General features: G+C 36.4%; 24 protein-coding genes. 6 read left to right on the top strand and 18 right to left on the bottom strand.

Annotation, left to right across the window (positions count from 1 at the left end):
- Positions 1–150: 150 nt before the first annotated feature.
- The 7 genes from ACK4M9_RS01290 to nikC all read right to left on the bottom strand — a co-directional run bounded on the left by ACK4M9_RS01290 (position 151) and on the right by nikC (position 7,956).
- A complete protein-coding gene (locus ACK4M9_RS01290) occupies positions 151–1,839 on the bottom strand; it encodes a methyl-accepting chemotaxis protein (protein ID WP_409846987.1) in 1,689 nt (562 codons plus the stop codon).
- A 202-nt stretch (positions 1,840–2,041) separates the two neighbouring features.
- Complete coding sequence (locus ACK4M9_RS01295) at positions 2,042–2,503, bottom strand: LuxR C-terminal-related transcriptional regulator (protein ID WP_409846990.1); 462 nt, start codon at positions 2,501–2,503, stop codon at positions 2,042–2,044.
- Between the two features lie 15 nt (positions 2,504–2,518).
- Complete coding sequence (locus ACK4M9_RS01300) at positions 2,519–3,937, bottom strand: ATPase domain-containing protein (protein WP_409846992.1); 1,419 nt, start codon at positions 3,935–3,937, stop codon at positions 2,519–2,521.
- A 136-nt stretch (positions 3,938–4,073) separates the two neighbouring features.
- Entirely contained in the window at positions 4,074–5,087 is a 1,014-nt protein-coding gene (locus ACK4M9_RS01305) for an ABC transporter ATP-binding protein (RefSeq protein ID WP_409846995.1), read from the bottom strand.
- Entirely contained in the window at positions 5,080–6,102 is a 1,023-nt protein-coding gene (locus ACK4M9_RS01310) for an ABC transporter ATP-binding protein (protein WP_409846997.1), read from the bottom strand. Before ACK4M9_RS01310 ends, ACK4M9_RS01305 begins: the two co-directional genes overlap by 8 nt.
- Positions 6,103–6,117: 15 nt before the next feature.
- Entirely contained in the window at positions 6,118–7,041 is a 924-nt protein-coding gene (locus ACK4M9_RS01315) for an ABC transporter permease (protein ID WP_409847001.1), read from the bottom strand.
- An 18-nt stretch (positions 7,042–7,059) separates the two neighbouring features.
- Entirely contained in the window at positions 7,060–7,956 is an 897-nt protein-coding gene (gene nikC / locus ACK4M9_RS01320) for a nickel transporter permease (protein ID WP_409847004.1), read from the bottom strand.
- 503 nt (positions 7,957–8,459) lie between these two features.
- Between nikC and ACK4M9_RS01325 the strand changes: the two genes are divergently transcribed.
- On the top strand, positions 8,460–10,046 hold the full coding sequence (locus ACK4M9_RS01325) for a glutathione ABC transporter substrate-binding protein (RefSeq protein WP_409847006.1): 1,587 nt from the start codon (positions 8,460–8,462) through the stop codon (positions 10,044–10,046).
- A 57-nt stretch (positions 10,047–10,103) separates the two neighbouring features.
- Here ACK4M9_RS01325 and ACK4M9_RS01330 read toward each other — a convergent pair whose 3' ends face one another.
- The 11 genes from ACK4M9_RS01330 to ACK4M9_RS01380 all read right to left on the bottom strand — a co-directional run bounded on the left by ACK4M9_RS01330 (position 10,104) and on the right by ACK4M9_RS01380 (position 20,383).
- Entirely contained in the window at positions 10,104–11,297 is a 1,194-nt protein-coding gene (locus ACK4M9_RS01330; protein ID WP_409847360.1) for a serine hydrolase domain-containing protein, read from the bottom strand.
- 77 nt (positions 11,298–11,374) lie between these two features.
- Positions 11,375–12,469 (bottom strand): cytochrome c peroxidase, encoded by a 1,095-nt coding sequence (locus ACK4M9_RS01335; protein ID WP_409847008.1) that lies wholly within the window; start codon positions 12,467–12,469, stop codon positions 11,375–11,377.
- A gap of 177 nt (positions 12,470–12,646) precedes the next feature.
- Positions 12,647–12,907: a metal-sensitive transcriptional regulator gene (locus tag ACK4M9_RS01340; RefSeq protein WP_409847011.1), complete on the bottom strand. Its 261-nt coding sequence runs from the start codon at positions 12,905–12,907 to the stop codon at positions 12,647–12,649.
- A 478-nt stretch (positions 12,908–13,385) separates the two neighbouring features.
- A complete protein-coding gene (locus ACK4M9_RS01345; protein ID WP_409847363.1) occupies positions 13,386–13,613 on the bottom strand; it encodes a sulfurtransferase TusA family protein in 228 nt (75 codons plus the stop codon).
- A 60-nt stretch (positions 13,614–13,673) separates the two neighbouring features.
- Positions 13,674–14,801, bottom strand: coding sequence for an MBL fold metallo-hydrolase (locus tag ACK4M9_RS01350; protein WP_409847014.1), 1,128 nt, complete (start codon positions 14,799–14,801; stop codon positions 13,674–13,676).
- 41 nt (positions 14,802–14,842) lie between these two features.
- Positions 14,843–15,409 carry a sulfurtransferase TusA family protein gene (locus ACK4M9_RS01355; protein WP_409847016.1) on the bottom strand — a complete coding sequence of 189 codons (567 nt, stop codon included), beginning with the start codon at positions 15,407–15,409 and terminating at the stop codon, positions 14,843–14,845.
- 25 nt (positions 15,410–15,434) lie between these two features.
- Positions 15,435–15,911 carry a DsrE/DsrF/DrsH-like family protein gene (locus tag ACK4M9_RS01360; RefSeq protein WP_409847019.1) on the bottom strand — a complete coding sequence of 159 codons (477 nt, stop codon included), beginning with the start codon at positions 15,909–15,911 and terminating at the stop codon, positions 15,435–15,437.
- A 163-nt stretch (positions 15,912–16,074) separates the two neighbouring features.
- Positions 16,075–16,635 (bottom strand): carbonic anhydrase, encoded by a 561-nt coding sequence (locus ACK4M9_RS01365; protein WP_409847022.1) that lies wholly within the window; start codon positions 16,633–16,635, stop codon positions 16,075–16,077.
- A 12-nt stretch (positions 16,636–16,647) separates the two neighbouring features.
- The gene (locus ACK4M9_RS01370) at positions 16,648–18,315 is read right to left on the bottom strand and encodes a SulP family inorganic anion transporter (protein ID WP_409847025.1); all 1,668 of its coding nucleotides are present in this window, start codon (positions 18,313–18,315) and stop codon (positions 16,648–16,650) included.
- Between the two features lie 324 nt (positions 18,316–18,639).
- The gene (locus ACK4M9_RS01375; protein ID WP_409847028.1) at positions 18,640–19,338 is read right to left on the bottom strand and encodes a formate dehydrogenase subunit gamma; all 699 of its coding nucleotides are present in this window, start codon (positions 19,336–19,338) and stop codon (positions 18,640–18,642) included.
- Complete coding sequence (locus ACK4M9_RS01380) at positions 19,325–20,383, bottom strand: 4Fe-4S dicluster domain-containing protein (protein ID WP_409847030.1); 1,059 nt, start codon at positions 20,381–20,383, stop codon at positions 19,325–19,327. The genes ACK4M9_RS01375 and ACK4M9_RS01380 overlap by 14 nt, the downstream gene beginning before the upstream one ends.
- Positions 20,384–20,846: 463 nt before the next feature.
- Between ACK4M9_RS01380 and ACK4M9_RS01385 the strand changes: the two genes are divergently transcribed.
- From ACK4M9_RS01385 to ACK4M9_RS01405, 5 genes are all read left to right on the top strand, one after another.
- A complete protein-coding gene (locus ACK4M9_RS01385) occupies positions 20,847–21,992 on the top strand; it encodes a histidine kinase N-terminal domain-containing protein (protein ID WP_409847033.1) in 1,146 nt (381 codons plus the stop codon).
- A gap of 282 nt (positions 21,993–22,274) precedes the next feature.
- Positions 22,275–23,087, top strand: a complete 813-nt coding sequence (locus ACK4M9_RS01390) for an electron transfer flavoprotein subunit beta/FixA family protein (protein WP_409847036.1) — start codon at positions 22,275–22,277, stop codon at positions 23,085–23,087.
- Between the two features lie 29 nt (positions 23,088–23,116).
- Positions 23,117–24,139 carry an electron transfer flavoprotein subunit alpha/FixB family protein gene (locus tag ACK4M9_RS01395; RefSeq protein WP_409847039.1) on the top strand — a complete coding sequence of 341 codons (1,023 nt, stop codon included), beginning with the start codon at positions 23,117–23,119 and terminating at the stop codon, positions 24,137–24,139.
- Positions 24,132–25,427 (top strand): FAD-dependent oxidoreductase, encoded by a 1,296-nt coding sequence (locus tag ACK4M9_RS01400; RefSeq protein WP_409847041.1) that lies wholly within the window; start codon positions 24,132–24,134, stop codon positions 25,425–25,427. Before ACK4M9_RS01395 ends, ACK4M9_RS01400 begins: the two co-directional genes overlap by 8 nt.
- Positions 25,427–25,717, top strand: a complete 291-nt coding sequence (locus tag ACK4M9_RS01405) for a ferredoxin family protein (RefSeq protein WP_409847043.1) — start codon at positions 25,427–25,429, stop codon at positions 25,715–25,717. The genes ACK4M9_RS01400 and ACK4M9_RS01405 overlap by 1 nt, the downstream gene beginning before the upstream one ends.
- Positions 25,718–25,773: the final 56 nt, after the last annotated feature.

Consider the following 25,773-nt stretch of genomic DNA (forward strand, 5'->3'; position numbering starts at 1 on the left):
ACCATAGTTTTTCTTGTTTAGATGTTGGTAATTTTTTTACGTATTAGAACATGATTTTTGTCACAGGTTAAGTACTTTTTTAGATTACTTTAAAGTTCTGTTTTATCATAAATAAAACACCACTATCTATAGAGATAGTGGCGCTTCGCATTAAATTTTAAACTTACCAACTAAATTTTGTAACTCTTGGGCCATATCATTTAGAGATTGTGCAGAAGAAGATATTTCTTCCATTAGCGCTAATTGCTCCTCTGATGATGACGCTACATTTTGCGAATTCATTGACGATTCTTCAGCAATTTTACTTGTTTCTTGAATTGATGCCGCTACTTGTTGTGAACTAGCAGACATTTGTTCTGACGTTGCTGAAATTTCTTGAATTTGTTCTGTTACTTTCTGTACTGCATCAACAATACGGATAAATACGTCACCAGCTTGGTTCACTAATGTCATTCCCTTTTGAACGTCATTACTCACAATATCCATCGACTGGATCGATACCTTTGTATCTATTTGAATTTGCTCGATTAACTTAGCTATTTGGTTAGATGAAGATGCTGATTGCTCTGCTAACTTCCGGACTTCATCAGCTACTATCGCAAAGCCTTTTCCATGTTCTGCAGCTCTTGCAGCTTCAATAGCTGCATTTAATGCTAATAGATTTGTTTGTGAAGCGATATTGGCAATTACATCAATAATTTGACTAATTTCTTTCGAACGATTGCCAAGACTATCTATCACCGAAACAGATCCATTTACAGACGAATTAATTGTTTGCATTTGTTGAATCGCTGTTTTAATGACTTCGTTACCATTTTCAGCTTCCTCAGTAGTTCCTATTGATGTTTCGGCTACTACTGACGACGCTTCTGCAATACGTTGGATGCCAACTGTCATTTCTTCAATCGCTTTGGCTGATTCTGTAGCACCCTGTAATTGAGTTTCCGTTCCCATTGCCACATCTTGTATGGCCATTGCAATTTCATTTGCAGCTTTTGTTGATTCACTTGCCCCCGCGGCTAACTCTTCAGTGGCTGAAGTTACATGCTTCGTTGTTCCATGAACCTGTGCAATTAATGTTTGGATTGTTTCGATCATCGAATTAAATGAAGATGAAAGCTGTCCTATTTCATCATTACTCTTCACCTCTAGTCTAACAGTTAAGTCTCCTTCACTGTTAGATAATTCTCGCAACTTATTTGACACCTCTGCAATTGGCTTTGTAATTGCCCTTGAAATAAGCATCGCAATTAAAATCCCAATAAAAATACTTACAACCAAAATCACAATATTTATGATAGAGCGAGTCTGAACATAGGACTGGTTTTCTTCAATAATACTAGCAATTCGTTGGGTTTGAAGTTCTTCAAATTCATTCAAGTTACGACTAAAGACCTCTCTAACCTTCGCATAATCTCCACTATATATATTTGACATTTTTACTCGGTTGACAGATGCTTGTGTAATAATTTCAGCCTCTAATTCTGCCAATTGATCATTATAATTGTTTAGCTCCGCAAAGATTTCTTTTCCTCTTTCTGTCACTAAAAGCGGTATTACTTCATCAAATGTTTTCGTAATTTGTTCTACATGAACATCATATTTCACTCGTTCATCCCTATTGGTTGGTTCAAGCATAATACTTTTTAAAGAATCAGTAAGGGCTAGGTCTTCATAGCGAATTTGTTTTGATAGATTTAATAAATGCATATCTCTTTCAGTGAACGAGTCAAAATTACTAGATACTGATTGTAATGAATTGTACATTAAAAAACTCATACCTGTTGTTAAGAGCAAAATGATACCAAAACCTAGTAACAATTTGTTTTTAATACTCATCAAAAATCCCTCTTTCTTAATTTTGCTATTGTCATGATTTATGTAGCGTTAGTAGTACTAATTACTTATCTCTATCTTCCCATCGCCAGCTCTACCAAACAATCCCCTTAGTAGCCTATTTAAAGAAGGATAGGAGCGTACGTTCTAGGAATACATTACTATTTCACAAAAACAAAAACCCCATGAAAGGGGTTTACTTTTACTAATTTTTTTCATATATTCTTTTAAATAATTGTAAGCGATCTTTTATATCGAGCTTATAAAAGATGTTACTAATATGATTTTTTACAGTGTGCTTACTAATCTTCATCTCTTCGGCTATATCAATATTACTTAGGCCGTCCATCATAAATATAAGCACTTCTTTCTCTCTATTTGTTAGCTCATGTAGCATGTTGACCTTTTCTTTTATATCCTGATACATTTTATTGTGAGATAGATCATCTTCATGTTCAACTTCCATATTTAACGAGAAAATTCTCTCGCTCCCTTCGCCTCTTGCTTTTAAAAAAGAGTCCGTTACTAAACAATCTATAATATCACATAATTCATCTTCAGCACGCCCTATTTTTACCGCAAGGCTTTGGTATGACTCGTAACTAAAATAGTTTTCACGAAAATATTGTTTACATTCCCTTTCAAGTAACTGCCTTTTTGAAGTCATCTAATTAATCGCTCCTTACATTAATCGAAAAAATGGCGGGGTTGAGGTAGCCTCCACTATTAATGGCTGTGATAGCTGACCTAGCGGCGATTTAGTTACTTGCATGTATTGATATTTTGAATTGTACCAAGTTTGAATAACCCCATTAGAATTATATTGCAATAAAGCTCTTATTTCTGCATCAACCTTTTCAATATTACATGTAATAAACACCGTCACACCTAAAGCCTTTTCGAGTGCTACTAAATCTCCAAAGACTTTTTTTATGAACTGACTTCCACGTTTATCAATACCAGAGTTTACATCATAGCTAATAAACCACTCACTACTTGAATTTATATCCTCCATTATCAATGGTGCTAATTCATTCTTAATATACGTCCAATAGTCATCATTTTCTAAATGCGATACATTTACAACTTTCGATTTTATATCATTAGGAATCGGACGATTAAACTGTTCAATAAACATGCCTTTATTCATGAGGGCATTATCCTTTAAATCGACATCAAATGAAAGAAACGTCTCATATAGTTCCTGGATATTTGTTGCGCTAGGCAGTAGAAAGAGGAATTTTTCTCCTTTTTTTATTCTTTGACTTGTAATCGAGGCAATTAACAAATCATGCATTGCTTTACTGTCTGTTTCGATTAAGAAAATAGAACCTTTAGGTACTCCACCACCTAAAACTTGATCAATTTGTGGAATACCCGTAGAAACAACTGGTGTCCTCTTATTTTCTCTATAGTAAACCGAAGAATAAGCAGGTATGATGTTCAGTCCATCATGCATAAAGCGATATGTATGCTTCCCTTCGAAAATCTTTGTGCCCCTCATTTTTAAGATTTCAATCGTACGTTCCTTATACTCCATAAACTTTTCGCGAAAATCAAGTTGGATTACACCATCGAAAACAAAATGCTCAAAAGCTGTTTTTTGTCTGAAAGAAAATTGCTCACTTAATATTAAGGATGTTAGTTTATGCTTTGATAGAATGTTTTTAAATTTATAAATTATTTTTCTGATTTCAGAATTATCACTTGCTAAATAGCGAAATAAGCTTAAGCTATCAATGACAATCCGCTTACAATTAATTGTTTCGATGATTTCTTCAAATAAACCAGATGGTTTGTCCATTTCTCGCCACAATATTTCAGGGGATATTGTAACCACTTTTAATAGCTTCATCTCTTCAAGTTTTTTCAAATCCCAACCAAACCCAGCCATGTCTCGATATATTTGTGATGGAAGCTCTTCAAACGTGATATAAATTCCCGCTTCATTTTTTAAAGCACCATTATATAAATATTGAATTCCTAAGGTTGTTTTGCCAGTCCCCGGCTCACCAACAACTATCACGTGATTCCCTTCAGGAATACCACCATTTAAAATATAATCAAGCCCTTTTATCCCTGTAGGTAAAAGACAATTCATTTTAATCACCCTTTAAAATTATCTATCTAAAGGATTTACCAAAAGAAGCCAGAATACACATTGAATAACTTAGTCACAAATAAAAAAGCGACCTCATCTCCTATAGTACGGAATAAGGTCGCTACATTATTGCTGATTAATAATTAGATGGAATTTGCGAAAAATCTATTGGTCCATCTTCAATTAAATGACACGCAGCTTGATGTCCCTTTCCAGGAACATGATGTAGCGCTGGATCCTCCGTTGCACAACGATCAAATGCATAAGGACAACGGGTATGGAAGCGACACCCTGCTGGGGGATTTATTGGTGATGGTACGTCACCTTTTAAGATAATTCGCTCTTTCTTCTCAAATATATTTGTACTTGGAATCGCTGATAAAAGAGCTTTTGTATATGGGTGCTGTGGATTTTCAAATAACGATTGCTTATCTCCTATTTCCACTATTTTCCCTAAATACATAACAATAATACGGTCAGATATATGACGAACAACACCAAGATCATGCGATATAAACAGATACGTCAACGAAAACTTACGCTGCAAATCCTTTAACAAATTTAATACTTGAGCTTGGATTGATACATCAAGTGCTGAAACTGCTTCATCACAGATAATTAATTTAGGATCAACAGAGAGGGCACGTGCGATACCAACGCGTTGCCTCTGTCCTCCACTAAATTCATGGGGATGTCTATCAATTTGGTGTGCACCAATTCCAACCGTCTCAAGCAAATCAACGATTTTTTGACGTCTTTGCTTAGGTGGCACAACCTTTTGAATTTCAAGTGCTTCCTCTAAAATTTGGCTAACGGTTTGTCTCGGATTTAACGAAGCATATGGATCTTGAAAAATGATTTGTAAATCTTTACGCTTTTTTCTCATTTGCGATTTATTTAATGAAAGTAAGTCTTCACCTTGAAAGTTAATCTCACCAGACGTAGGCTCTTCAAGTCGAAGGATTGCTCTTCCTGTTGTCGATTTACCGCAACCTGATTCACCTACAATACTCACTGTCTCACCTTCGTAAACTTCAAAACTGACATCATCTACTGCTTTAACATGGTTAACAGTTCTACCGAAGATTCCACCTTTAATAGGAAAGTATTGTTTTAAATTTTTAACTTCTAACAAAACCTTTTTACTCATAGTCAGCGGCAACCTCCATTTCTGTATCCCATTTGTCAGTATAGATCCAACAGCGTACTTTATCGCCGTCAGCAGCAGTTTCTAAATCTGGCAATTGTGATATACAAATATCTCTAGCGTGTTCACAGCGTGGTGCAAAGCTACAACCCTTTGGTAAATTAAACGGGCTTGGAACTGAGCCCTTAATGACTGCTAAGTCCCCTTCGTAGTCTTGATCATGTTTTGGTACTGAATTTAATAACCCGACTGTATATGGGTGTTTTGGGTTTGTAAAAATTGTTTTCACATCAGCGTATTCAACAACTTTTCCACAGTACATTACGGCAACCTTATCACACATTTCAGCAACTACACCGAGATCATGCGTAATCATCATTAAAGAAGTACCAAACTCTTCTTGTAACTTTTTGATTAGGTCAAGGATTTGCGCTTGAATTGTTACATCTAGAGCAGTTGTAGGTTCATCGGCGATTAATAACTCGGGATTACAAGCTAACGCAATTCCGATCATCACACGCTGCCGCATCCCTCCTGATAATTCAAACGGATATTGCTTCGCACGCTTTTCAGGAGAAGGGATTCCTACTAACTTCAACATATCAACCGCCTTGGTCCAGGCATCTTTTCGATTTAGTTTTTGGTGAATTCGAATTGATTCAGCAATTTGTTCACCACACGTTAATGTTGGATTTAACGACGTCATCGGCTCTTGGAAAATCATTGAGATAGAATTTCCACGGATATCCATCATCTGCTTCTTTGATTTTGTTAATAAATCTTCACCTTTAAAAATAATCTCTCCACCAACAACCTTTCCTGCCGGTTCTTGAAGAAGACGAAGGATTGACAGGGAAGTAATACTTTTCCCAGAACCCGATTCACCTACGATTCCAATTGTTTTTCCTTTTTCTATGGAAAAATCTACGCCATCAACTGCTTTTACCTCACCTTCATCGGTGAAGAAAGATGTTCGCAAACCTTTAACTTCTAATATTTTTTCATTTGATAATGTCATAGTTTTTCACCGTCCTTAATTCAAGTCGATCCGTTTGTTAATTAAACGGTAGGTAATATCTACAAGGAAGTTTACAAAAACAAAGAGAACCGCACAAACAAGAATTGTTCCTTGTACCATTGGGAAGTCGTACGCACGAATTGAGTCGATAATTAAACGACCTAACCCATTAATAGCAAAAACGGTTTCCGTAATTACCGCTCCTCCTAATAGACCACCAAACTGCAAACCAACAACAGTTACTACCGGGATAAGTGCATTACGAAGCGCATGTTTATAGATAACAAGTTTGTCGCTTACACCTTTAGCATAGGCAGTTCGAATGTAGTCTTGATTAATGACCTCTAACATACTCGAACGAGTCATCCGAGCAATAATTGCTGCTCCACCAGTTCCTAATGTAATCGCAGGTAAAATCATATGCTTCCATGTTCCCCAACCAGCTACAGGAACCCAGCCTAAATTTACAGAGAAAAAGTAGATTAACATAATTCCTAACCAAAAGTTTGGCATCGAAAGTCCAAATAACGCGACAATCATAATCGATACATCAGATAACGAATATTTTTTTGTTGCTGAAATAATTCCAGCAACTAGCCCAATAATTACAGCTAAAGCAGTACCTATTAAAGCTAACTCAACTGTAATCCAAAAACGTTTATCAAAAATTTCAGATGTAACCGAACGATTTGTACGAATAGAATTTCCTAAGTCACCTTGAACAGCGTTAGTCACATAACGTATATATTGAGTGTGGAGCGGATCATTTAGGCCGAGTTTTTCACGCATTGCTTCAACCTGGACAGGGTCCGCAGATTCTCCAGCCATAATTTGTGCAGGGTCACCTGGTAATAGGTGCATCATGAGAAATACTGCTAATGTAACCCCAAACATTACAGGGATTGTTTGAAATAGCCTTCGTAAAATATATTCTAACATTTAGCTCACCATCCTTTATTATTTCGATTTCGGATCTAGCGCATCACGCAAGCCATCACCAAATAAGTTAAATCCAATAACAACTAGTAATATAACCAAACCTGGGAATAGCGTTAAATGCGGTGCTTCAGCAATATATGAGCGCCCTTGGCTTAGCATCATTCCCCATTCAGGTGTTGGCGGCTGCGTCCCCATTCCAAGGAATGAAAGAGCACTAGCTGTAATAATAGCAGATGCGATGTAAAGCGTTGCCTGTACGATAATTGGTGAGACGATATTTGGAAGAATGTGCTTAAAGATAATTCTAAGATCACTCGAGCCCATTGCTCTAATAGCGTCAATATACTCTAATTTTTTTACACTTAATGTTGAGCCACGAACAATCCTAGCAAATGATGGAATAGCGAAAAAGGCTACGGCTAAGATAACATTCATTGTACTTGCACCCAGAACACTTACAATTGCTAATGCTAATAAAATCCCTGGAAATGCAAGGAGAACATCACAAATTCTCATAATCAATGAATCAATCCATCTACCATAATAACCAGCAACGATTCCAAGGATGACTCCGACAATCGCCCCGATGATTGTCGATACAATACCTACAGTTAATGATATTCTTGCTCCAATTAGAATACGACTTAGTATATCTCGACCTTTATCATCAGTTCCGAGCCAGTGCTCAGCTGATGGAGTTTGTAACTTTTTTACCATTTGAATATCTAGTGGATCGTGCGGTGCAATGTAAGGGGCTAATATTGCTAACGTGATAAATATTAAAACAATAAATGCACCTGCCATAGCAGCTTTATTTTTTGCTAGCTTTTTATATAAAGCTGACCAACGTGCTGCTTTGGAATTTTGTACTTTAACAGGCACGCCTGTCGTAGTTTGTATAGATGGTTGATTCATAGCTTTCATCCTTTCGCTGTTTTGTAACATTTGTAATATTTCTAATAATTCTATTATATAATAGCTAGAATTTAGAATTATTACAATAGTTTTAATTATATAATTTAATTGTATTCATTATAAGTTTTTTTACATTAAAGCGCTACAGGGATGATTTGTCAGTTTGCTAATTCCGTCTTTCGAAGAGGTTCTTTTGTTTTAAAAAAAATATATATATTATCAAAATATAATTCTAGTAGTTACTAGTTATCATCAAAATACGACATGCGTATCTTCATAATTCGATTTCCATTTATATGAAAGAAAGCGGAAATTATTTAAATTTTCTTGTTTAAAATTGTCATTATTTGTTTCTGAATTATTACAAAGTTACAAAAATATTAATTTTTTTGAAAAAGGTACTTGTGAATTTTAAATTTTTAGACTAATATAAAAATTAATCGTGACAAACACGAATAACTAGTGTTGTAAAACACATAAAAAAAATAGGGGGTATTTATACAATGAGCTTAAAGAAGAATTTATTTCTTATGCTTGTCCTTGCACTAATGGTAGCATTAGCTGCATGTGGCGGTAAAAACGATGCAACACCTACACCTGAGACACCTGGCACACCTGACACACCAGCACCTGCTGAAGGTGAAGCAGGCGGACATTTGGTCTTCGTAACAGGTGCAGATGCGCCTACTCTTGATCCACACGGTATGAACGACACAGCAACATCTAACGCAACTTCACAAATTTTCGAACGCTTAACTGATTATGCTGAAGATGGTTCTGTATATGGATTATTAGCAACAGAATTTGAAGCTATTGATGAATTAACTTGGGAATTCAAATTACGTCAAGGAGTTAAATTCCATGATGGTTCTGATTTCACAGCTAACGACGTTAAAGCTTCAATTGAACGCTTAATCGACCCAGAAGCTGCTTCTCCTCGTGCATTCATTCTTAACATGGTTGAAGAAGTAGTAATCGTAGATGATCACACTGTTCAAATTAAAACAAATATTCCATTTGCTCCTCTTCCTGCTCACTTAGCACATAACGCTGGTTCAATCATTCAAGCTAGTGCAATTGAAGAAGAGAACAACGGTGGTAAAACTATTACTGAACATCCAGTTGGTACTGGTCCATTCAAGTTAACTACTTGGGATCGTGGTGCTGAAATTAAAATGGAAAGAAACGAAGATTATTGGGGAGAAAAAGCAAAGGTTGACACTCTTAGCTTTGTAGTTGTTCCTGAAGATGCTACTCGTATTGCAATGTTAGAAACTGGTGAAGCACATGCTGTTCTAGTTGGTGCTCCTGATGTAGCCCGTGTTGAGGGAATGTCTCAACTTGATACAGTTCGTATCCACGGAACTCGTATGGATTACTTAGGTTTTAACATGAACAAAGCTCCTTATGATAATATCAAAGTACGTCAAGCAATCGCTATGGCTGTAGACAAAGACGATATCGTTTATGGTATTTTAGATGGTCAAGGTGTTCCAGCAGTTGGACCTCTAGCGCCTACAGTTAATGGTAACTATCAAGGGTTAACTCCTCTTGATTATGATGTTGAAGCTGCTAAAGCGTTATTAGCTGAAGCTGGTTTTGAAAATGGATTTAACACAACAATCTTCGTTAACGAAGGAAACAAAGCTCGTGCGGATATCGCTGAGTTAGTTCAACATCAATTAGGTCAAATCGGAATCAACGTTGAAATCAAAATCGTTGAGTGGGGTGCTTTCCTAGAGCAAACTGCTGCTGGTGAGCATGAGTTATTCATCTTAGGATGGACAACTGTAACTGGTGACGCTGACTACGGTTTATATGCTTTATTCCACTCTTCACAACACGGTTCACCTGGTAACCGTTCATTCTACAGCAACGATCGTGTAGATGAGTTATTAGACTATGCTCGTAGTGAAGCAGATCAACCAAAACGTAACGAAGCATACAAAGAAATTTCTGAAATTCTTGTAGAAGAAGCTCCAATGGTTTACCTACAACACCCTGACTTCGTATATGGTACAAACGGAGTTACTGGATTATTCGTAGACTTTGGTGGTACTCCATACTTCAAAGGTGTATCTTTTAAATAATAATTAAAGATCATCAAAAGAGGAAGCCCGTTATAAAGGGCTTCCTCTTTACTTGTGCTATTCATACGAATTATTCATTGCCAAAATCATTGTTTTGAAAATATCTGGCCACCAATCTACCGCACCATATTCTTTTCCATTTCTGATTATCACTGTTTGATGTGTAGGTGAAATATAAATAAGTTGACCATATTTACCTAATGCATATACATCATAATTACCTTGTCCGTCTTCAATGCTATACCACATGTAGCCATAGCCGGTATTCTGATTTTTTATAAACGAGTGATTAATTTCATCAAAACTTAACGACTCTTTCGCGAACGACTGTTGAAGCCACTCATTGCTAATTATTTGTTCTCCTTGCCAAATTCCGTTATTAAGTACTAGCCATCCAACTTTTGCAAAATCGATCGCTCTTGCATTAATACCACTTTCCATTTTCTCAAACCCCGTTTTTTCGCTATCTAAACTCCAAGATGCATCAAACTCGGTCCCAATTCTACTCCAAATCTTTTTTTCCATATACGTTGCAACAGTTTCTCCAGTACTTCTCTCTAAAATAATCCCCAATAATAATGGATGATAATTATTATAGCGAAAGCTATCTCTCTCTTTTTTTGTTAGCCTTGTATTATTAATAGCTAATCCCCTTAAATCAGGCATATAATAGGTTTTGGCATCATCACCAAACCAGAGATTACCTTCTTTATAGGATATTGGGGAACGCATTTGCAATAAATCCTCAATTGTAATCAATTCAAAATCAGTTCCTGTCAGTTCACTAATATAATTTGTAATCGGCTCATCTACACTATCAATATACCCGTCATCAATTGCCATTCCAACTAATAATGAGACAAAAGATTTTGCAGCAGAAAAAGATGTGTTTACTGAATCCCTCTTATAGCCATTAAAATACTTCTCATAAACGATCTTGTCATTAGAAATCACGATGAACGCAGTAGTCCCAGTTCGTTCTAGCAACTCATCTAACTTTGCGCTTTTATCACGATTGTTATAGAGATATTGAATAGGTAATTTATTTAAATCTACTGTATCTTTTTTTTCAAAGAAGTAAGGCTCTTCCGCTTTATTAATTACTCTAGATGGAAATATCTTATGATCATTTACATCAGATTCTCCATACTTCAAAATTCTAAGCATATACTGTGGTGAGAACTGAATGACCGAATAAGAAAGAATGAGAATGATGATTGTTACTATAATAGTAACTGCCTTTATTAGCATATTTTTCAATTTTAGTGCCCCCTATGTAAAAAACCTTACTAACAATATCATTCTAGAGTCAGTAAGGTTTTTCCTTTTTATTTCATTCCAGGGAGAGTTGGTTTCTCTATAATTGGTGGTTCACCACCTAGCACTTTTAGAAACGCTAATAAATCAGCTTTTTCATCAGCCGTTAAATTTAGCTCAGACATAAACATTGTCATAAAAATACTTTTATTAGGGTGACTATCACCACCACGGTTATAAAATTCAATAACTTCTTCAAGAGTTTCTATACTTCCATCACGCATATATGGGGCTGTGTGAGTAATACCATATAAACCAGGTGTTCTTATTCTACCTAAATCTCTATCTTCCTCTGTTACTGCGAAACGACCTATATCGTCAGAATTAATACCTAAATTGTAAAACTCATTGTCTGTTAAATTTTCGCCATGATGGCATGTGATACAAAATGCTTTTCCAGCAAACAAATCTAACCCACGAATTTCTTCATTGGATAATGCATGACGATCCCCTTTTAGGAACTGATCATACCGAGTATCATTTACTACAATTAATCTTTGAAAAGCAGCTAACGCTTTACCTACATTTTCAATTGTGATACCATCTTCAAACGCGGCCAAAAAAAGCTCTTCATACCCCTCAATCGCATGTAACTTATCAACGAGTTCGTCTAAAGGTTGATTCATTTCACCAGGATCTTGAATTGGGCCTAGCGCTTGTGCTTCAAGAGACTCTGCTCGACCGTCCCAAAATAATCTAGTATAAAATCCTGAATTGATTACTGTTGGACTATTCCGTAACCCCTCTGTACCATCGATTTTTGTAAATGTCGCTTTTCCATCTCCGTAACCTAGCTCAGGATCATGACAAGTTTGACAGCTTACTTCGTTATTTCCCGAAAGTCTAGGGTCAAAAAATAAAATTTTCCCCAATTCAAGTACTTCCGTTGTCATCGGATTATCTAAAGGAATCGGCACTTCACCTATTGGAACTAAAAGTTCATTATTTAATAGACTTTCGATCATTTCATCAAGGTCCCCATTTTGCTCACTAACCGCAAGATCCTTTATTTTATTGTCTGCTTCAGATCGTTCTTGTGAATTTGCACTAGAACAAGCTACTAAACTTATACTTAATAAACATGTAAGCAGCAATATTTTTTTCATTTTAGAGCTCCCCCTCGACTTAAACCAATTATTATATATATATGTTTAATAATATTATAATCTTTGGTCGCTATAAAAAGAGAGGTGTTTTGTGAACAATATATAACAATGGGGGGAGACTGGAGATGTCACTTATGCATATTTTCGCAATTGTTATATCGTTAGGTTAACAAACGCTTATCTACTTTTCACCAATAAATTTACAGCTTCTTGGATAAATGTTTCAGTGTCTTCACCTTTTTCGATCTGATTTCGTATACAGGCTTCTAGATTTTCACTGACGACTACCCCAATGGCACGGTCAAGGGCATTTCTTGCTGCCGACATTTGACCGACAAGATCTTTACAGTCCTTTTCCTCTTCCATCATTCTTAAAATACCTTTAATTTGCCCTTCAATTCTTTTAATTCTATTTTTTACTGGATCGTTATATTTCATATTAAGACGCTCCCTTCTATTTGTTATCTATTTTTAGATAACCTTTATATTTTTAGTATTTGTATTTGTTAATATATATACCTATCATAGTATTTAGTGCATCCTTTTATCAAATTAAGAACGCTAGATTTGCACAGTAACATCGCTTGGTAGGAAACTATGACTCCAACAAATACAATGAGTGTCGCTTGACTTCCTTTCTCTTCGCTGTAAAACTCTAACGAATTTTAGAGGCTCGTTCAAGGAAATCCAGCGACATCTTCTAGATAGTTGTTTAATCTAAATCTGTACAGGTAGTAAAACATGTTTATACTATGCTCAAAACGTTATTTTCGTAAAAGAATAGGTGACTCGTAAGTATCAGCTCTCCTCAAGTAGTTACCTATATATATAAAGATAGAGATAAGAGTTCTCAATTTTTATATAGCACTTGAGGTAAGTGATACTTTGTGAGTCACCCCCCTTTAGGATTTCTTTATTATCCTTTTCTAATCCAAAACTTATAAACATCATTTTCTGCAGTGTCCGCTACTAATTCATGACCAGTAGATTTTGCCCAAGCAGTTAAGTCATTTTTAGCCCCTTTATCAGTTGCATGAATTTCTAGTACTTGCCCGGCTTCTAATTCAGTCATTGCCTTTTTTGTTTTTACGATTGGCATAGGACATGCTAATCCTTTTGCGTCTAAGACTTTTTCTGCTTTCATTGTCATCTTTAATCACTCCTATTTAATTTATATTAAGAACTCCCCAATATTTCTCTCTATTTATCTTACTGCACAGCGATTTGGACCAATCTCCATTTCACGTTGCTTATCATTGTCTGGACTTATTTTACCCATGTTAGTTTCACGAATTTCTTGGTATGAGTTCGGTTGTGGCGGTAAATTTTCCGTTACCATTTTTCTGAAAGTATCTTCATCCTCAATATTTAAACCATGGTTTTCTTTTATGAGTGCCCCTAACTCTCTAGACACACTGCCATCATCATTTAATTCATCAATGATCATAAAATGAGCTGGAAGGACAACTAATTGATTTGATAATTGTCTGTAGCGATTATACAAAGTTTCTCTTAAATCGCCGACCCAATCAGCTGCAAGACCTGCTAAATCTGGGCGCCCAATGGAGTCAATGAATAAAATATCTCCTGTTAATAAATACTTTTCATCAACAACAAATGATGTTGAGCCAATTGTATGCCCTGGTGAATATAATGGTTGAATATTAATTTTTGTCTTTCCAATCGTGACATCATTCCCATCCTCTAATGGGCTATATTCAAAGACAACTTCTCCAGCATCTTTCGGTGGTAACCAGTAAGTGGCTCCTGTTAATTGTGCAATCTTTCTTCCTCCAGAAATATGATCAGCATGAAGATGAGTATCAAATACGTGCTTAATTTCTACACCGACAGACTTAGCAAAATCAACATAGATATCCGTCATTCTAGTTGCATCAATAATAGCTGCTTCACCGTTTGAAACGACCATATACGATAAACACCCTTTACCAATACGTACAAATTGATAGAGTTCTCCACCATCCTCTAAGTCGCCTACTTTCACTGGCTCTAAGTGTTCACTCCACGTTTTCATTCCACCGATTAGGAAACCCGCTTGAAAACCTGCTTCGTTAAGCATATCAGCGACCATAATGGAGGCTCCTTCTTTTGCACAAACAACTAAAATTTCTTCACCCTTTGGTAATCTGTCAATAATCTCTTCAACGCCATCGATTAATTCGAAGTAAGGAACGTTTACATGAGTAAAGTTTGATCCTTCGATTTTCCAGTCACTATAAGCATCTTCATTACGAACATCTAATATAAATAACTTTTCCTTGTTAAAAACCTTCTTTGTAATTTCAGCTGCAGTAATCGGTCTTGAATTCATTCTATTACCCCCTACGGTATTTTATTTATTAAAAAAATTTATTAATTATTTTTCTCTGTAGGTCCAGTCCATTGGCAAATCCCAGGAACAACATTCCATACCTTTGTAAAGCCGTTTTGCGCTAGTTTCTGTGCAGCAAAGTCACTTCTACTACCAGTTCGGCAGATCACATAAATCTCATCTTCTGTATTCAGTTCGACTAAACGATTTTCTAATTCACCTAATGGAATTGAAACTGCTCCTGGAACATGATTAAACGCAAACTCAGCTTCTTCACGTACGTCTAAAATCGTAAGCTTTTCGCCTGCTAATTTCTTTTCTAATTCTTCATTTTGAATTACATGTGGATGAGTTGTTTCTGGTTTTTCTTCTTCACTAGTCGATTTTCTTAAATAGTGCTTTAAAACACCCGCTTCTTCAATTGTTCCTAAATATTGATTACCAGTACTGTTTGCCCAAGCCTTTAAATCAGCAGTTGACCCTTTATCTGTTGCTTGAATTTCTAAGACTTGACCCGGTAATAGCTCATTGATAACTTTTTTGGTACGAACAATTGGCATTGGACATGCTAAACCTTTTGCATCTAATGTTTGATCAGTTTTAATCATCTTAATCCTCCTAGGTTAGGTTTTATTATATAAATAAGTTTACATTTCCTTCTGAAGCGTCACCCAAGTAAGCTGCAACTCCAGCTAATTCAACTCCATCGATAAGTTCTTCTTGTTGTATGCCGAGCAAATCCATCGTCATTGTACAGGCAACTAGTTTTACACCTTGTTCTTTAGCCATATCGATAAGTTCTGGTAGCTGCATTGCATTGTGCTTTTTCATCACATGTTTAATCATTTTTGGACCCATACCTGCAAAATGCATCTTTGAAAGTCCAAGCTTTTTTGGACCACGTGGCATCATCATCCCAAATGCCTTTTCTAATAAGCCTTTTTTTACTGGAACATGCTCATCTTTTCTAAATGCATTCAAACCCCAAAATGTCGTAAAGATCGTCACTTCATGATCATATGCCGCTGCCCCATTCGCAATAATAAAGGCAGCCAATGCCTTATCAAGCTCACCACTAAATAAAATAATTGTCGTTTTCTTCTTTTCCATTTCATTCACCTCAACTATTGATTTTATACCTATTGGGGTATATTTTTATTTAAAAATTTTTTCCTGAAAATATTATGAAATATATTCGGTTCTTTTTAACAATAATACCGCCATGGGTATATTGTAAATCATATAAAATAAAAAGTCAACAGTTACACCCTGCTCAATCAGGAGTAGTGACCCACTCAAGTTCTCCCGATTCAACATGAAACAATGCACCTAAAATATCAATATTTTGACCGTATTTTTTATATACTGGATGACTTTTTAAGTTAATTATTTGGTTTAGTAGATTTTCTTTGGCTAACTCGTCTAACGTTAGCGGACAGTTTTGATCATGAACAGGGAGATTTACTCTTATTTTTTCTAACCATCCGACAAGCTCGATTTCTTCTAAACCATTCCAGGCTGCTTTTACTCCACCGCAATCCGTATGACCTTTAATGACAATCTTCTTCACTTTTAAATGAACGAGTGCGTAATAAAGACTTGCAGTGAAACTCTCATCATTCGCATCAACTTGATTTCCAATATTGCGATGGATAAACATTGCACCTAAAGGTAATTGTGTGATAACAGATGGACTAACCCTTGAATCACTACATGCGATTACAAAAAATTCTGGTGTTTGCCCTTTTTTTAATTTTTCAAAGTAATCTGGATCAGTTTCTTTTATTTTTCGGATAAAATCTTCATTATTTTTTGTTAGCTCAAACAACTCCATAGTTTCACTTCCCTAGCGTAATCCTATATCTTTTATTGCATGGTCTACAGAAAGGTACGTAATCTTTTCAGCAAACTCCTTTGGATAATCCGCTTTTTTCATTAGATCCATAACCGGTCCTTTAACCCCTGCTAATAAGAATTCAATCTTTGCTTCTCGATACATCAGAATTAATTCTTTCAACGAATGGAGCGCAACAGCGTCGATTGAATTTACCCCAGAAAAATCTAAGATAACCGAATGTGTTTTTTGTTTTTCAGAAATTCGTTCACTTAACTTATTTTCAAAAAACGTCATGTTGGCAAAATATAAGGATGCGTCAAATCGAAAAATTAAAACATCGCAATTTACCTTTGCATTTGGATAGCGTTCAATGTTTCGAAAAACATTCTCTTCGCTTAGGTAACCAAGCTCTGCTACATGTGGATAGGCGCTTCTCCCAATAAATATGATAAGTGAGAACCCTACTCCAACTAAAATACCAAGCTCAATTCCAATAACTAAAGCTGCAACAAAGGTAATCACCCAAGTCCATCCATCAACACTTCGTACTTTAAAAAGATGCCTTGCTTCTTTTATATCAATTAATCCGTAAACTGCTACCATAATTATCGCAGCTAATACTGTATTCGGAAGATAATAAAATAAGCTAGTGAAAAATAGCAAGGTTAAGAAAATTAAGATTGCGGTTATCACTGAAGCCATCGGGGTTCTGGCACCTGATTGATAATTTACCGCCGATCGTGAAAATCCACCTGTAACTGGATAAGCTGAGAAAAACGATCCACCAATATTTGCAAGTCCTAATCCAATTAACTCCTTATTCGCAACCACTTTGTATTTTTCTTTTGCGGCAATTGCTTTCGCCATCGCAATCGATTCCATAAATCCTATTAAGGAAATCGTTACAGCTATTGGTAGTAAAGCTAAGAAGGCATTGAAATCTAATGCAGGCATTGAGAACCCTGGAAGTCCACTTGGAACCTCTCCAACAATCTTTACACCAAAGTTTTCAAGGTTAAATCCATAAACAACTAAAATACTGACGACCACTACCAATAGTGGTCCTGGAATTTTCGGGATTAATTTCTTTATATAGATAAGGACCAAAATACTAATAATTCCTATTGAAAGGGTAATCGGGTTAATCTCGGATGCTCTCATTACTGCTTCAGTAAGAAGCTTAAAAACTTCCTTGCCACCTTCAAGATTTACTCCTAGTAAATGCTTTAATTGACTTAAACCAATAATAATCGCAGCAGCCGAAGTGAATGCGCTAATGACCGCATGGGAGAGAAAGTTCACCAAAAATCCGAGACGAAATACACCCATCAGAAATTGTAGAATACCTATCATCAACATAAGTAGTAGTACTAGAGCGATATATTCTTGGGAACCAGGCTCTGCTAGTGTAGATACCCCTGTTAGTACTAATAGGGAGACAATTGCCACTGGCCCTACAGCTAAATGCTTCGATGTTCCAAATAATGCATAAATAAGTAAAGGTATTGTTGAGGCATATAATCCAATCACTGGAGGCAAGCCAGCTAAAAGAGCATATGCCATTCCCTGTGGAATTAGCATGATTGCAACGATTAATCCTGCGGAAAGATCTCCACTTAAGTCAGTTCTTTTATAGTGTGGAATCCATTCAAGAGCTGGTATAAATTTTTTAATCATAAATAGCTTCCCTCCTCAAAACCCAAATACCCCTATAGGTATATAATAAAATAAAAATTTAAAACTGTCAACATGTTGTTTAAGCAGGGTTTTATATTTAATAAAAGAGGGCACTTTTTTACCCTCTACCTCAGAATAAATGTTGAATGATGAAATAAACTCCTACCAGGAGCCATACCCAAGTCCCAGGTCAAACTGAAGGTATCTTCGATTGCTTAACCTTAGTACTGGAAGTTGGTGCTGCTCAACCGTTAACAGGATTACATTTTTTATCTTCTGCCATCTAATTTTGATACCTACCTTTCTTCCTTAACAATTACATACTTACATCACATCTCTTTTTTTACTTTTTTTGCTTTCCTCTTTTTCAAGATCTTTATACCAAATCGTATGACGCTCTTTTACATACTCCTTATCAACATACCCTGTAAACATACCAGGTAACATCTTTCGATTAGCCTTTACAACAAAGGCCCCTAAATGCATCGCAATTCCAAAAATAACTAATACTGTCGCAAGATTATGAAGTTGTGCTCCCCATAAAAGAAACTCATTACTTGCTTGAACCCCTTGAATATTTTTTACGACTTTAAAAATACCAGTAACGATGACCAAACCAATTGAAAAGGCAAAAAAAGCATATGCAAGTCTCTGCTCAGGTAAATACTTTTCACTAGGCGGCTCATGTTTACGTAAGACCATCGCCTTAATTATTTCATAAGAAGCTTTCACATCACCCTTTTTGGGAATGATGTGAAATTCTTTTCTCAATAAATGATAGACAAAGTGATAAAAGATAATAAAGATTAATACAGCGGCAAAGAAATAATGAACATAAAGGGTTAGGTCATATCTAGTTAACCATCCTGTACCAAATGGTTGAACGAGTAGATACCTACCATAAAGTGGCATTTGCCCTAATCCTGTAATGATCAACATGATAATAGAAATCGCTGAACCCCAGTGAACAATACGGTTCGATAGAGGCTGTCTTAGAATTTTGTCTTTTTTATTCTTCGTCATGCGTATCACCACTTTCATTCTTTTTCCCTTTTAGCGTCTTATATGCTGCGATACCTGCTGTTGCAGCACCAGCAATAGGGGCAATCAGAGTTGCTAACATTAAACCTTTAGTTGTGTCCAATAAATTCCCTACCTTTGGCTCCATATTTGGTCTTCCACTCGGACGCTTATCTTGACTTATAGCTTGAGCCTCTGCTTTGCTCTTGATGATTGCACCATTAATCTTATCAAAAGGTACTTTCGAAACGTAAAATGTCAATGTACCTCCATTTTCATCATCTCCGTACACATAGCCACCCATTTCTGTTGCTTTTTCATGGGCAAGTTTTCTCATTTCGTCTACTGGACCGAATTCAATTGCTCCTGTTGGACATGATGTTTCACATGCAGGACTTTCTCCTTTAGCTAGCAAATCGCTACACATATCACACTTATACATGACACCACCACCTGCTAAATCTGGTGCGATGTGCATATAAACTCCAACTCCTGCTTGCCGTTGGGGAATATCCCATGGACAAACATCACGGCATTTCGCACCACCCATACAGAAGAACTCATCAATTTTAACTGCACCTTGTTCGGTTTTTTCAATGACACCGAAAGGACAGAGCTTTTGGCAAGGCGCATCAATACAATGCATACAGCGGCGCGGAACTGATACCAATTCAGATAACCCATTATGTTCAACTTCTACTTGTTCAATAAATGTCCAATTATAAGGTGTTAATCGATCAATTCGTTCTTGTTCCTTAGAATAATCTTCGTGACGCTTTTGTGGCCAATAATCTTTTAAAGGTCCTTCTGGCTGTGGAAAGCGATGTTCATTTTTAGTTTTACAAACAGACACACATAAAGGTGTATCATAGTTTACACAGCCATCACACTTCGTTAAATCAATTATTGAGCCTATATAGCCTTTCACATCAGCATCTACCTCAGCAAACACTTTATTACTGGTTGTAGCAATAACACCCGCAGTCACAGTAGCTTGAGCCGATCTTTTTAAAAAAGTTCGACGGCTTATATTATTGGTTTCCCCCATTGAAAACTCCCCCATTTATAGATTATTTATATACCCTATAAGGTATTCGACTCTTTAATAATACTACGTAGGGTATATTTTTAGCAAGGGGGCATGTAAATTTTTAATAATATTGATCGGCAATAAAAAAACATCCGTATTATATATTCCTAAACGCCTATTTATTTCAAGGTTATTTTAGCCAAATTAATATGGAAGAAAACAAACAAGACTCTTTCGCTTATTTATGATTGACAAACAAATAATACCCCTTATAGTATAAAATACATTTAAAGAAACACAAACACAAACACAAACACAAACACAAAACTAAACATATGAAAGAGCTTTTGTGAACAACCTCTTTTTAATGGTTCATTATAGGAAAACAGAACTATTTTTTAAATAATTTAGAGGAACGACTCATTTCCTGTAGAATTACTACCTTATAGGTAATTTTTTCTTATTAAGGTGGTGAGGTCTTATGGATTTTGTTTCAATTGGTAATGACTTGATTAAATTTTTCGATGAAAATGAAACAAGTATCCTAGAAGATTGGTTGCAGAACATTCAATTACACCAATATAATTCAAATTTAGAAAAGGTTAAAGCGAATGGTCAGCAATTGTGTCAATTAATAAGGTTATCACTAACTAATGATACAACTAACAATGACTTAAAGGTTCTAGCGTATAAAGTCGCGCAGGAACGGGTTGAAGCTAAGACTAATATTGGTGACTTTGTTCATAATGTAAATCTAGGTAGAACGATTATTATAAGACATGTTTTTTTATCAGGAATTGATTACAAACAGCTTCAAGAAGCGATTGAAAAAATCAACGAGAGCTTTGATTATTTTTGTTATCATGCCGTGAAAAAATACACAATTTTAAAAGAATTGGAAATCCAAGATAAAAACTTGCTAATCAATGAAACTCATAAAGTGAAATTAACCTTATTAGGGCAAATGTCATCTAGCTTTGTTCATGAGTTTAGAAATCCACTTACAGCGGTAATTGGGTTTATTAAGTTACTAAAAACCGAGTATCCAACCTTAAAATATTTAGATATTATTGATCACGAACTAGATCAACTTAAGTTTCGAATTACCCAATTCCTTCATACATCAAAAAATGAGGCCGCACAAGAACAACGTAAAGAGTTAGTGTCGGTTCACCTCTTATTAGAAGATATCGTAAAATTCCTTTACCCAAGTATTGTTGATATCGATGTCAATGTCATTACTAATTACGGACCTAACGCACAAACGATCGCTAATCAAAACGAATTAAAACAAGTATTCTTAAATATATTAATGAATTCCATCGATGCGATTACGAAAAAAGAAAAACCAAGAGAAATACTTGTCACCACATCGACAATTGATAACTATGTAGTGATTGAAATTGCCAATAATGGTCCAATCATTCCAGATGAAACAAGGGAAATTATATTCGAGCCTTTTTACACAACGAAAGAGTTAGGAACAGGAATCGGCTTGTTTGTCTGTAAAAAAATTATTGAGAAACACAATGGGAGCATCTCTTGCAATTCTAATGAACAATTAACTACGTTTCGAATATGTTTGCCAATTGTCAGCGCAGAAACTAAACATAATTTCATAGAATAGTTAAAAAACCTTATCTGCAATTTGCAATTAAGGTTTTTTTATTTGAAATTATTTAAGCTCCAGTATGTCTTTCCTCTAAAGACCCTTTTCTACGATTTCTCATATCACATATCGATTCTCCTATTGTTAGCGGCATGTTTATACTCAACGATATAAGCCAATACAATTCTAGCTTCTTTCCACTCTATGAATAGTAATAATATTCGCATTTTTTTCTATGTTCATCTATATACATATAGTAACGACTATCGTTAATTTGGATTGGCAAAGGAGTGAATACGATTGCTTCACATTGTAGCTTGTATTAAACAAGTACCTGACACAAAAATTATCAAGATGAACCCGAAAACGAACACGATGGACCGATCTAGTGCCCCAGCAATCTTAAATCCATATGATGCACATGCGGTAGAAGAAGCAGTTCGCCTTAAGAAAAAGTACGGTGGAACAGTTTCGGTTTTGACGATGGGTCCACCTCCTGCCGTGAAAGCTATTAAAAAATGTATCGAAATCGGGGCTGATGAAGGCTATATGATTTCTGACAGAGCATTTGCTGGAGCAGACACATTAGCAACAAGTTATGCATTAACAAAAGCTCTAGAAAAAATTGCTCAAATCCACCCTATTGATCTAGTGATCTGTGGCAAAATGACGATTGATGGAGATACAGGGCAAGTTGGACCTGGGATAGCGCGGCGCTTAGATATCCCCCCATTGACTTCTGTCAAAAAAATCGTGGAAGTAAACAAAAAAGAAAAACTTATCATTGTTCAACGGAAGCTAGAGGATGGATATGAAGTCATTCAATCTCCATTACCATGCCTTTTAGCAGTTGAAAAGGAAATTAATAAAATTCCTTATTCTCCTTTGCCAAACATGATGAAAGCAGCTAGATATAAACCAAATATTTGGGGAGTCGCTGATTTAGAAGACATTGATCGATTACAACTTGGTCTAAAAGGTTCACCAACGATTGTATCGAAGGTCTGGGCACCTCCTAAGCCTAAAGGTGGAACAATGTTAACTGGGGCAATTGATGAACAAGTACAACAATTACTCGACGTAGTTTTAGAGAAAAAAGAGTTATTTCAATGAGAATGTAGAAGTGCGAAGGAGGAACTAATGTGGACTTTAAGGATTATCGTGGTATTTGGGTCTTTATCGAAATAAAAGACGGGAAGGTTGCTCCGGTCTCGCTTGAACTATTAGGAGCCGGTCGCGAACTTGCTGATAAACGAAAAACAGATCTAGCAGGATTAATAATCGGAAACGATGTTGAGAAGTATGTAACTACCTTATATGAACATGGCGCAGATCTTGTTTACATGTACGAGGATGAAATATTTAACCACTACAGAACTGAGTCTTACATGCGCGCAGTATTTGATTGCAGTGAGAAACATAAACCTGAAGTCATTCTTTACGGAGCTACTCCAAATGGCAAAGACTTAGCGAGTGCTGTTGCGACTGATTTGCCAACTGGATTAACCGCTGATACAACAATTCTCGATATTGAAGAAGATACCGGTCTTTTGCTAGCAAGTCGACCAGCGTTTGGGGGAAATATTATGGCAACCATTCTTTGCAAAAAATATCGTCCCCAAATGGCAACTGTACGACCGAAAGTTATGAAAGCCCTTACTCCAGATGTAAATCGAGTTGGAACTTTAATAAAGGAGACGATTGATCTTAAGGAGGACGACATTCGTACAAAGGTATTAGAGATTGTGAGAGAAACAACGAGGAACGCTAGCATTGACGAAGCAGATATTATCGTTGCTGGCGGAAAAGGGTTAGGCAGTAAAAATGGCTTTCAACTAATCCACCAGTTTGCTGAAGTTCTAGGTGCGGCTGTTGGTGCTAGTCGTGATGTCGTTGAGGCTGGGTGGGTTGGGCATCATCATCAAGTTGGGCAAACTGGGCTCACAGTGACACCTAAAATTTACTTCGCAATTGGAATTTCCGGTGCGATTCAACATATTGTTGGCATGCAAAACTCTGGACTTATTATCGCAATCAATAAAGATCCTGATGCGCCTATTTTTCAAACCTGCCATTATGGCATCGTTGGTGAAGCAGCTGAAGTAGTTCCACTATTAATTAAAGCTTTTGAAGAAGCATTGAACAGGAGAGTGAGTCATGCCTGAAAAATTTGATTGTATCGTTGTTGGTGCTGGACCAGCAGGTATTTCTTGTGCATACGAGATGGCCAAGGCTGGATTAGATGTAGTTTTAATTGAACGTGGTGAATACCCTGGCTCTAAAAACGTCATGGGTGGAGTTCTATATCGGCAAATGATGGAAGATATCATTCCCGAATTTTATAAAGAAGCTCCTCTTGAAAGACCGGTTGTTGAGCAACGTTTTATGATGTTAGATAAACAATCGGCATCTTCTTTCAATTATAAAGGATTGGAATGGGGGGAGGAACCATATAACAACTTCACCGTGTTACGAGCCAAGTTCGATCAGTGGTTTGCCGATCAAGCTGTTAAACAAGGCGCACTGCTTATTAACGAGACTGTCGTTTTAGAATGTATTGTCGAAAACGGCAAAGTGATTGGTGTTAGAACAGATCGTGATGAAGGAGAAATTTTAGCTGATGTTGTTGTTTTAGCTGATGGTGTCAATTCTTTGCTAGCAAAATCACTAGGGTTTCACAAAGAATTCCGACCTGATGAAGTCGCTCTAGCAACGATGGAAATCTTAAAGCTAGATAAGAAGATTATCGAAGACCGCTTTAATCTAGAAAGTAATCAAGGCTGCACAATTGAGATTTTTGGTGATGCCACAAAAGGTATTCTTGGTACAGGGTTTCTTTATACAAATAAAGACAGTTTAAGCATCGGTGTCGGTACCTTACTGTCTGGGATGATTAAACAAAAAATAAAGCCTTACGAATTACTAGATTATGTGAAAAATCACCCGATCATCCGTCCATATATACAAGGGAGTGAGCCTGTTGAGTACCTTGCTCACCTCATTCCAGAGGGCGGTTATCATTCGATGCCTAAGGTTTGTGATAATGGTGTTCTCGTAATCGGGGATGCAGCCCAACTTGTTAATGCCATCCACCGCGAAGGGTCTAATATGGCAATGACCTCAGGAAGATTTGCTGCTGAAACTGTTCTTCTTGCCAAAGAGCGAAATGATTTTTCAGCTCGAACACTAGATTCATACCGTCTGAAACTGATGGAAAGCTTTGTTGGTCAGGATCTAAAGAAATACAAGGATGCAACACATCTATTTGATAGGTCACCTCAATACTTTGAACATTACATTCCAATGATCAATCGTGCTGCAAGCCAAATGTTTACAGTCGATGGTAGATCAAAATGGGAGAAACAAAAGAAAATCTGGAACGACCTCGGTTCCAACCGCGAGAAGATTAAAATGGCTCGCGATATTCTTCGAGCTTGGAAGGTGATGAAATAATGAGTGGATTAAAAAGTACAATTGAGGAAAAACAATACCTCGTCCGATTTAATGCTGACACTGAATCTCATCTCCATGTATTAGATAACGATATTTGTTTAACAAAATGCCCAGATAAAATCTGTACCATCTTCTGTCCCGCAGAGGTGTACAAATGGGAAGATATCAGAATGCATGTCGGCTATGAAGGTTGTCATGAATGTGGCAGTTGCCGTATCGGATGCCCCTACCAAAATATTAAGTGGGAATATCCGAAAGGTGGTCACGGCATCGTTTTTCGCCTTGGTTAGGAATTAGCGCATTAAAAAATGGTGCCAGGCCCCCTTTTGGGGTGCCTGGCACCAAC

It is taken from the genome of Anaerobacillus sp. (assembly GCF_046314235.1).
GTDB lineage: Bacteria > Bacillota > Bacilli > Bacillales > Anaerobacillaceae > Anaerobacillus.

Excerpts from the sequence above, each read along its gene's own strand:
- ACK4M9_RS01290 (WP_409846987.1), bottom strand. The coding sequence starts at position 1,839 with ATGAGTATTAAAAACAAATTGTTACTAGGTTTTGGTATCATTTTGCTC.
- ACK4M9_RS01295 (WP_409846990.1), bottom strand. The coding sequence starts at position 2,503 with ATGACTTCAAAAAGGCAGTTACTTGAAAGGGAATGTAAACAATATTTT.
- ACK4M9_RS01300 (WP_409846992.1), bottom strand. The coding sequence starts at position 3,937 with ATGAATTGTCTTTTACCTACAGGGATAAAAGGGCTTGATTATATTTTA.
- ACK4M9_RS01305 (WP_409846995.1), bottom strand. The coding sequence starts at position 5,087 with ATGAGTAAAAAGGTTTTGTTAGAAGTTAAAAATTTAAAACAATACTTT.
- ACK4M9_RS01310 (WP_409846997.1), bottom strand. The coding sequence starts at position 6,102 with ATGACATTATCAAATGAAAAAATATTAGAAGTTAAAGGTTTGCGAACA.
- ACK4M9_RS01315 (WP_409847001.1), bottom strand. The coding sequence starts at position 7,041 with ATGTTAGAATATATTTTACGAAGGCTATTTCAAACAATCCCTGTAATG.
- nikC (WP_409847004.1), bottom strand. The coding sequence starts at position 7,956 with ATGAATCAACCATCTATACAAACTACGACAGGCGTGCCTGTTAAAGTA.
- ACK4M9_RS01325 (WP_409847006.1), top strand. The coding sequence starts at position 8,460 with ATGAGCTTAAAGAAGAATTTATTTCTTATGCTTGTCCTTGCACTAATG.
- ACK4M9_RS01330 (WP_409847360.1), bottom strand. The coding sequence starts at position 11,297 with ATGCTAATAAAGGCAGTTACTATTATAGTAACAATCATCATTCTCATT.
- ACK4M9_RS01335 (WP_409847008.1), bottom strand. The coding sequence starts at position 12,469 with ATGAAAAAAATATTGCTGCTTACATGTTTATTAAGTATAAGTTTAGTA.
- ACK4M9_RS01340 (WP_409847011.1), bottom strand. The coding sequence starts at position 12,907 with ATGAAATATAACGATCCAGTAAAAAATAGAATTAAAAGAATTGAAGGG.
- ACK4M9_RS01345 (WP_409847363.1), bottom strand. The coding sequence starts at position 13,613 with ATGAAAGCAGAAAAAGTCTTAGACGCAAAAGGATTAGCATGTCCTATG.
- ACK4M9_RS01350 (WP_409847014.1), bottom strand. The coding sequence starts at position 14,801 with ATGAATTCAAGACCGATTACTGCAGCTGAAATTACAAAGAAGGTTTTT.
- ACK4M9_RS01355 (WP_409847016.1), bottom strand. The coding sequence starts at position 15,409 with ATGATTAAAACTGATCAAACATTAGATGCAAAAGGTTTAGCATGTCCA.
- ACK4M9_RS01360 (WP_409847019.1), bottom strand. The coding sequence starts at position 15,911 with ATGGAAAAGAAGAAAACGACAATTATTTTATTTAGTGGTGAGCTTGAT.
- ACK4M9_RS01365 (WP_409847022.1), bottom strand. The coding sequence starts at position 16,635 with ATGGAGTTGTTTGAGCTAACAAAAAATAATGAAGATTTTATCCGAAAA.
- ACK4M9_RS01370 (WP_409847025.1), bottom strand. The coding sequence starts at position 18,315 with ATGATTAAAAAATTTATACCAGCTCTTGAATGGATTCCACACTATAAA.
- ACK4M9_RS01375 (WP_409847028.1), bottom strand. The coding sequence starts at position 19,338 with ATGACGAAGAATAAAAAAGACAAAATTCTAAGACAGCCTCTATCGAAC.
- ACK4M9_RS01380 (WP_409847030.1), bottom strand. The coding sequence starts at position 20,383 with ATGGGGGAAACCAATAATATAAGCCGTCGAACTTTTTTAAAAAGATCG.
- ACK4M9_RS01385 (WP_409847033.1), top strand. The coding sequence starts at position 20,847 with ATGGATTTTGTTTCAATTGGTAATGACTTGATTAAATTTTTCGATGAA.
- ACK4M9_RS01400 (WP_409847041.1), top strand. The coding sequence starts at position 24,132 with ATGCCTGAAAAATTTGATTGTATCGTTGTTGGTGCTGGACCAGCAGGT.
- ACK4M9_RS01405 (WP_409847043.1), top strand. The coding sequence starts at position 25,427 with ATGAGTGGATTAAAAAGTACAATTGAGGAAAAACAATACCTCGTCCGA.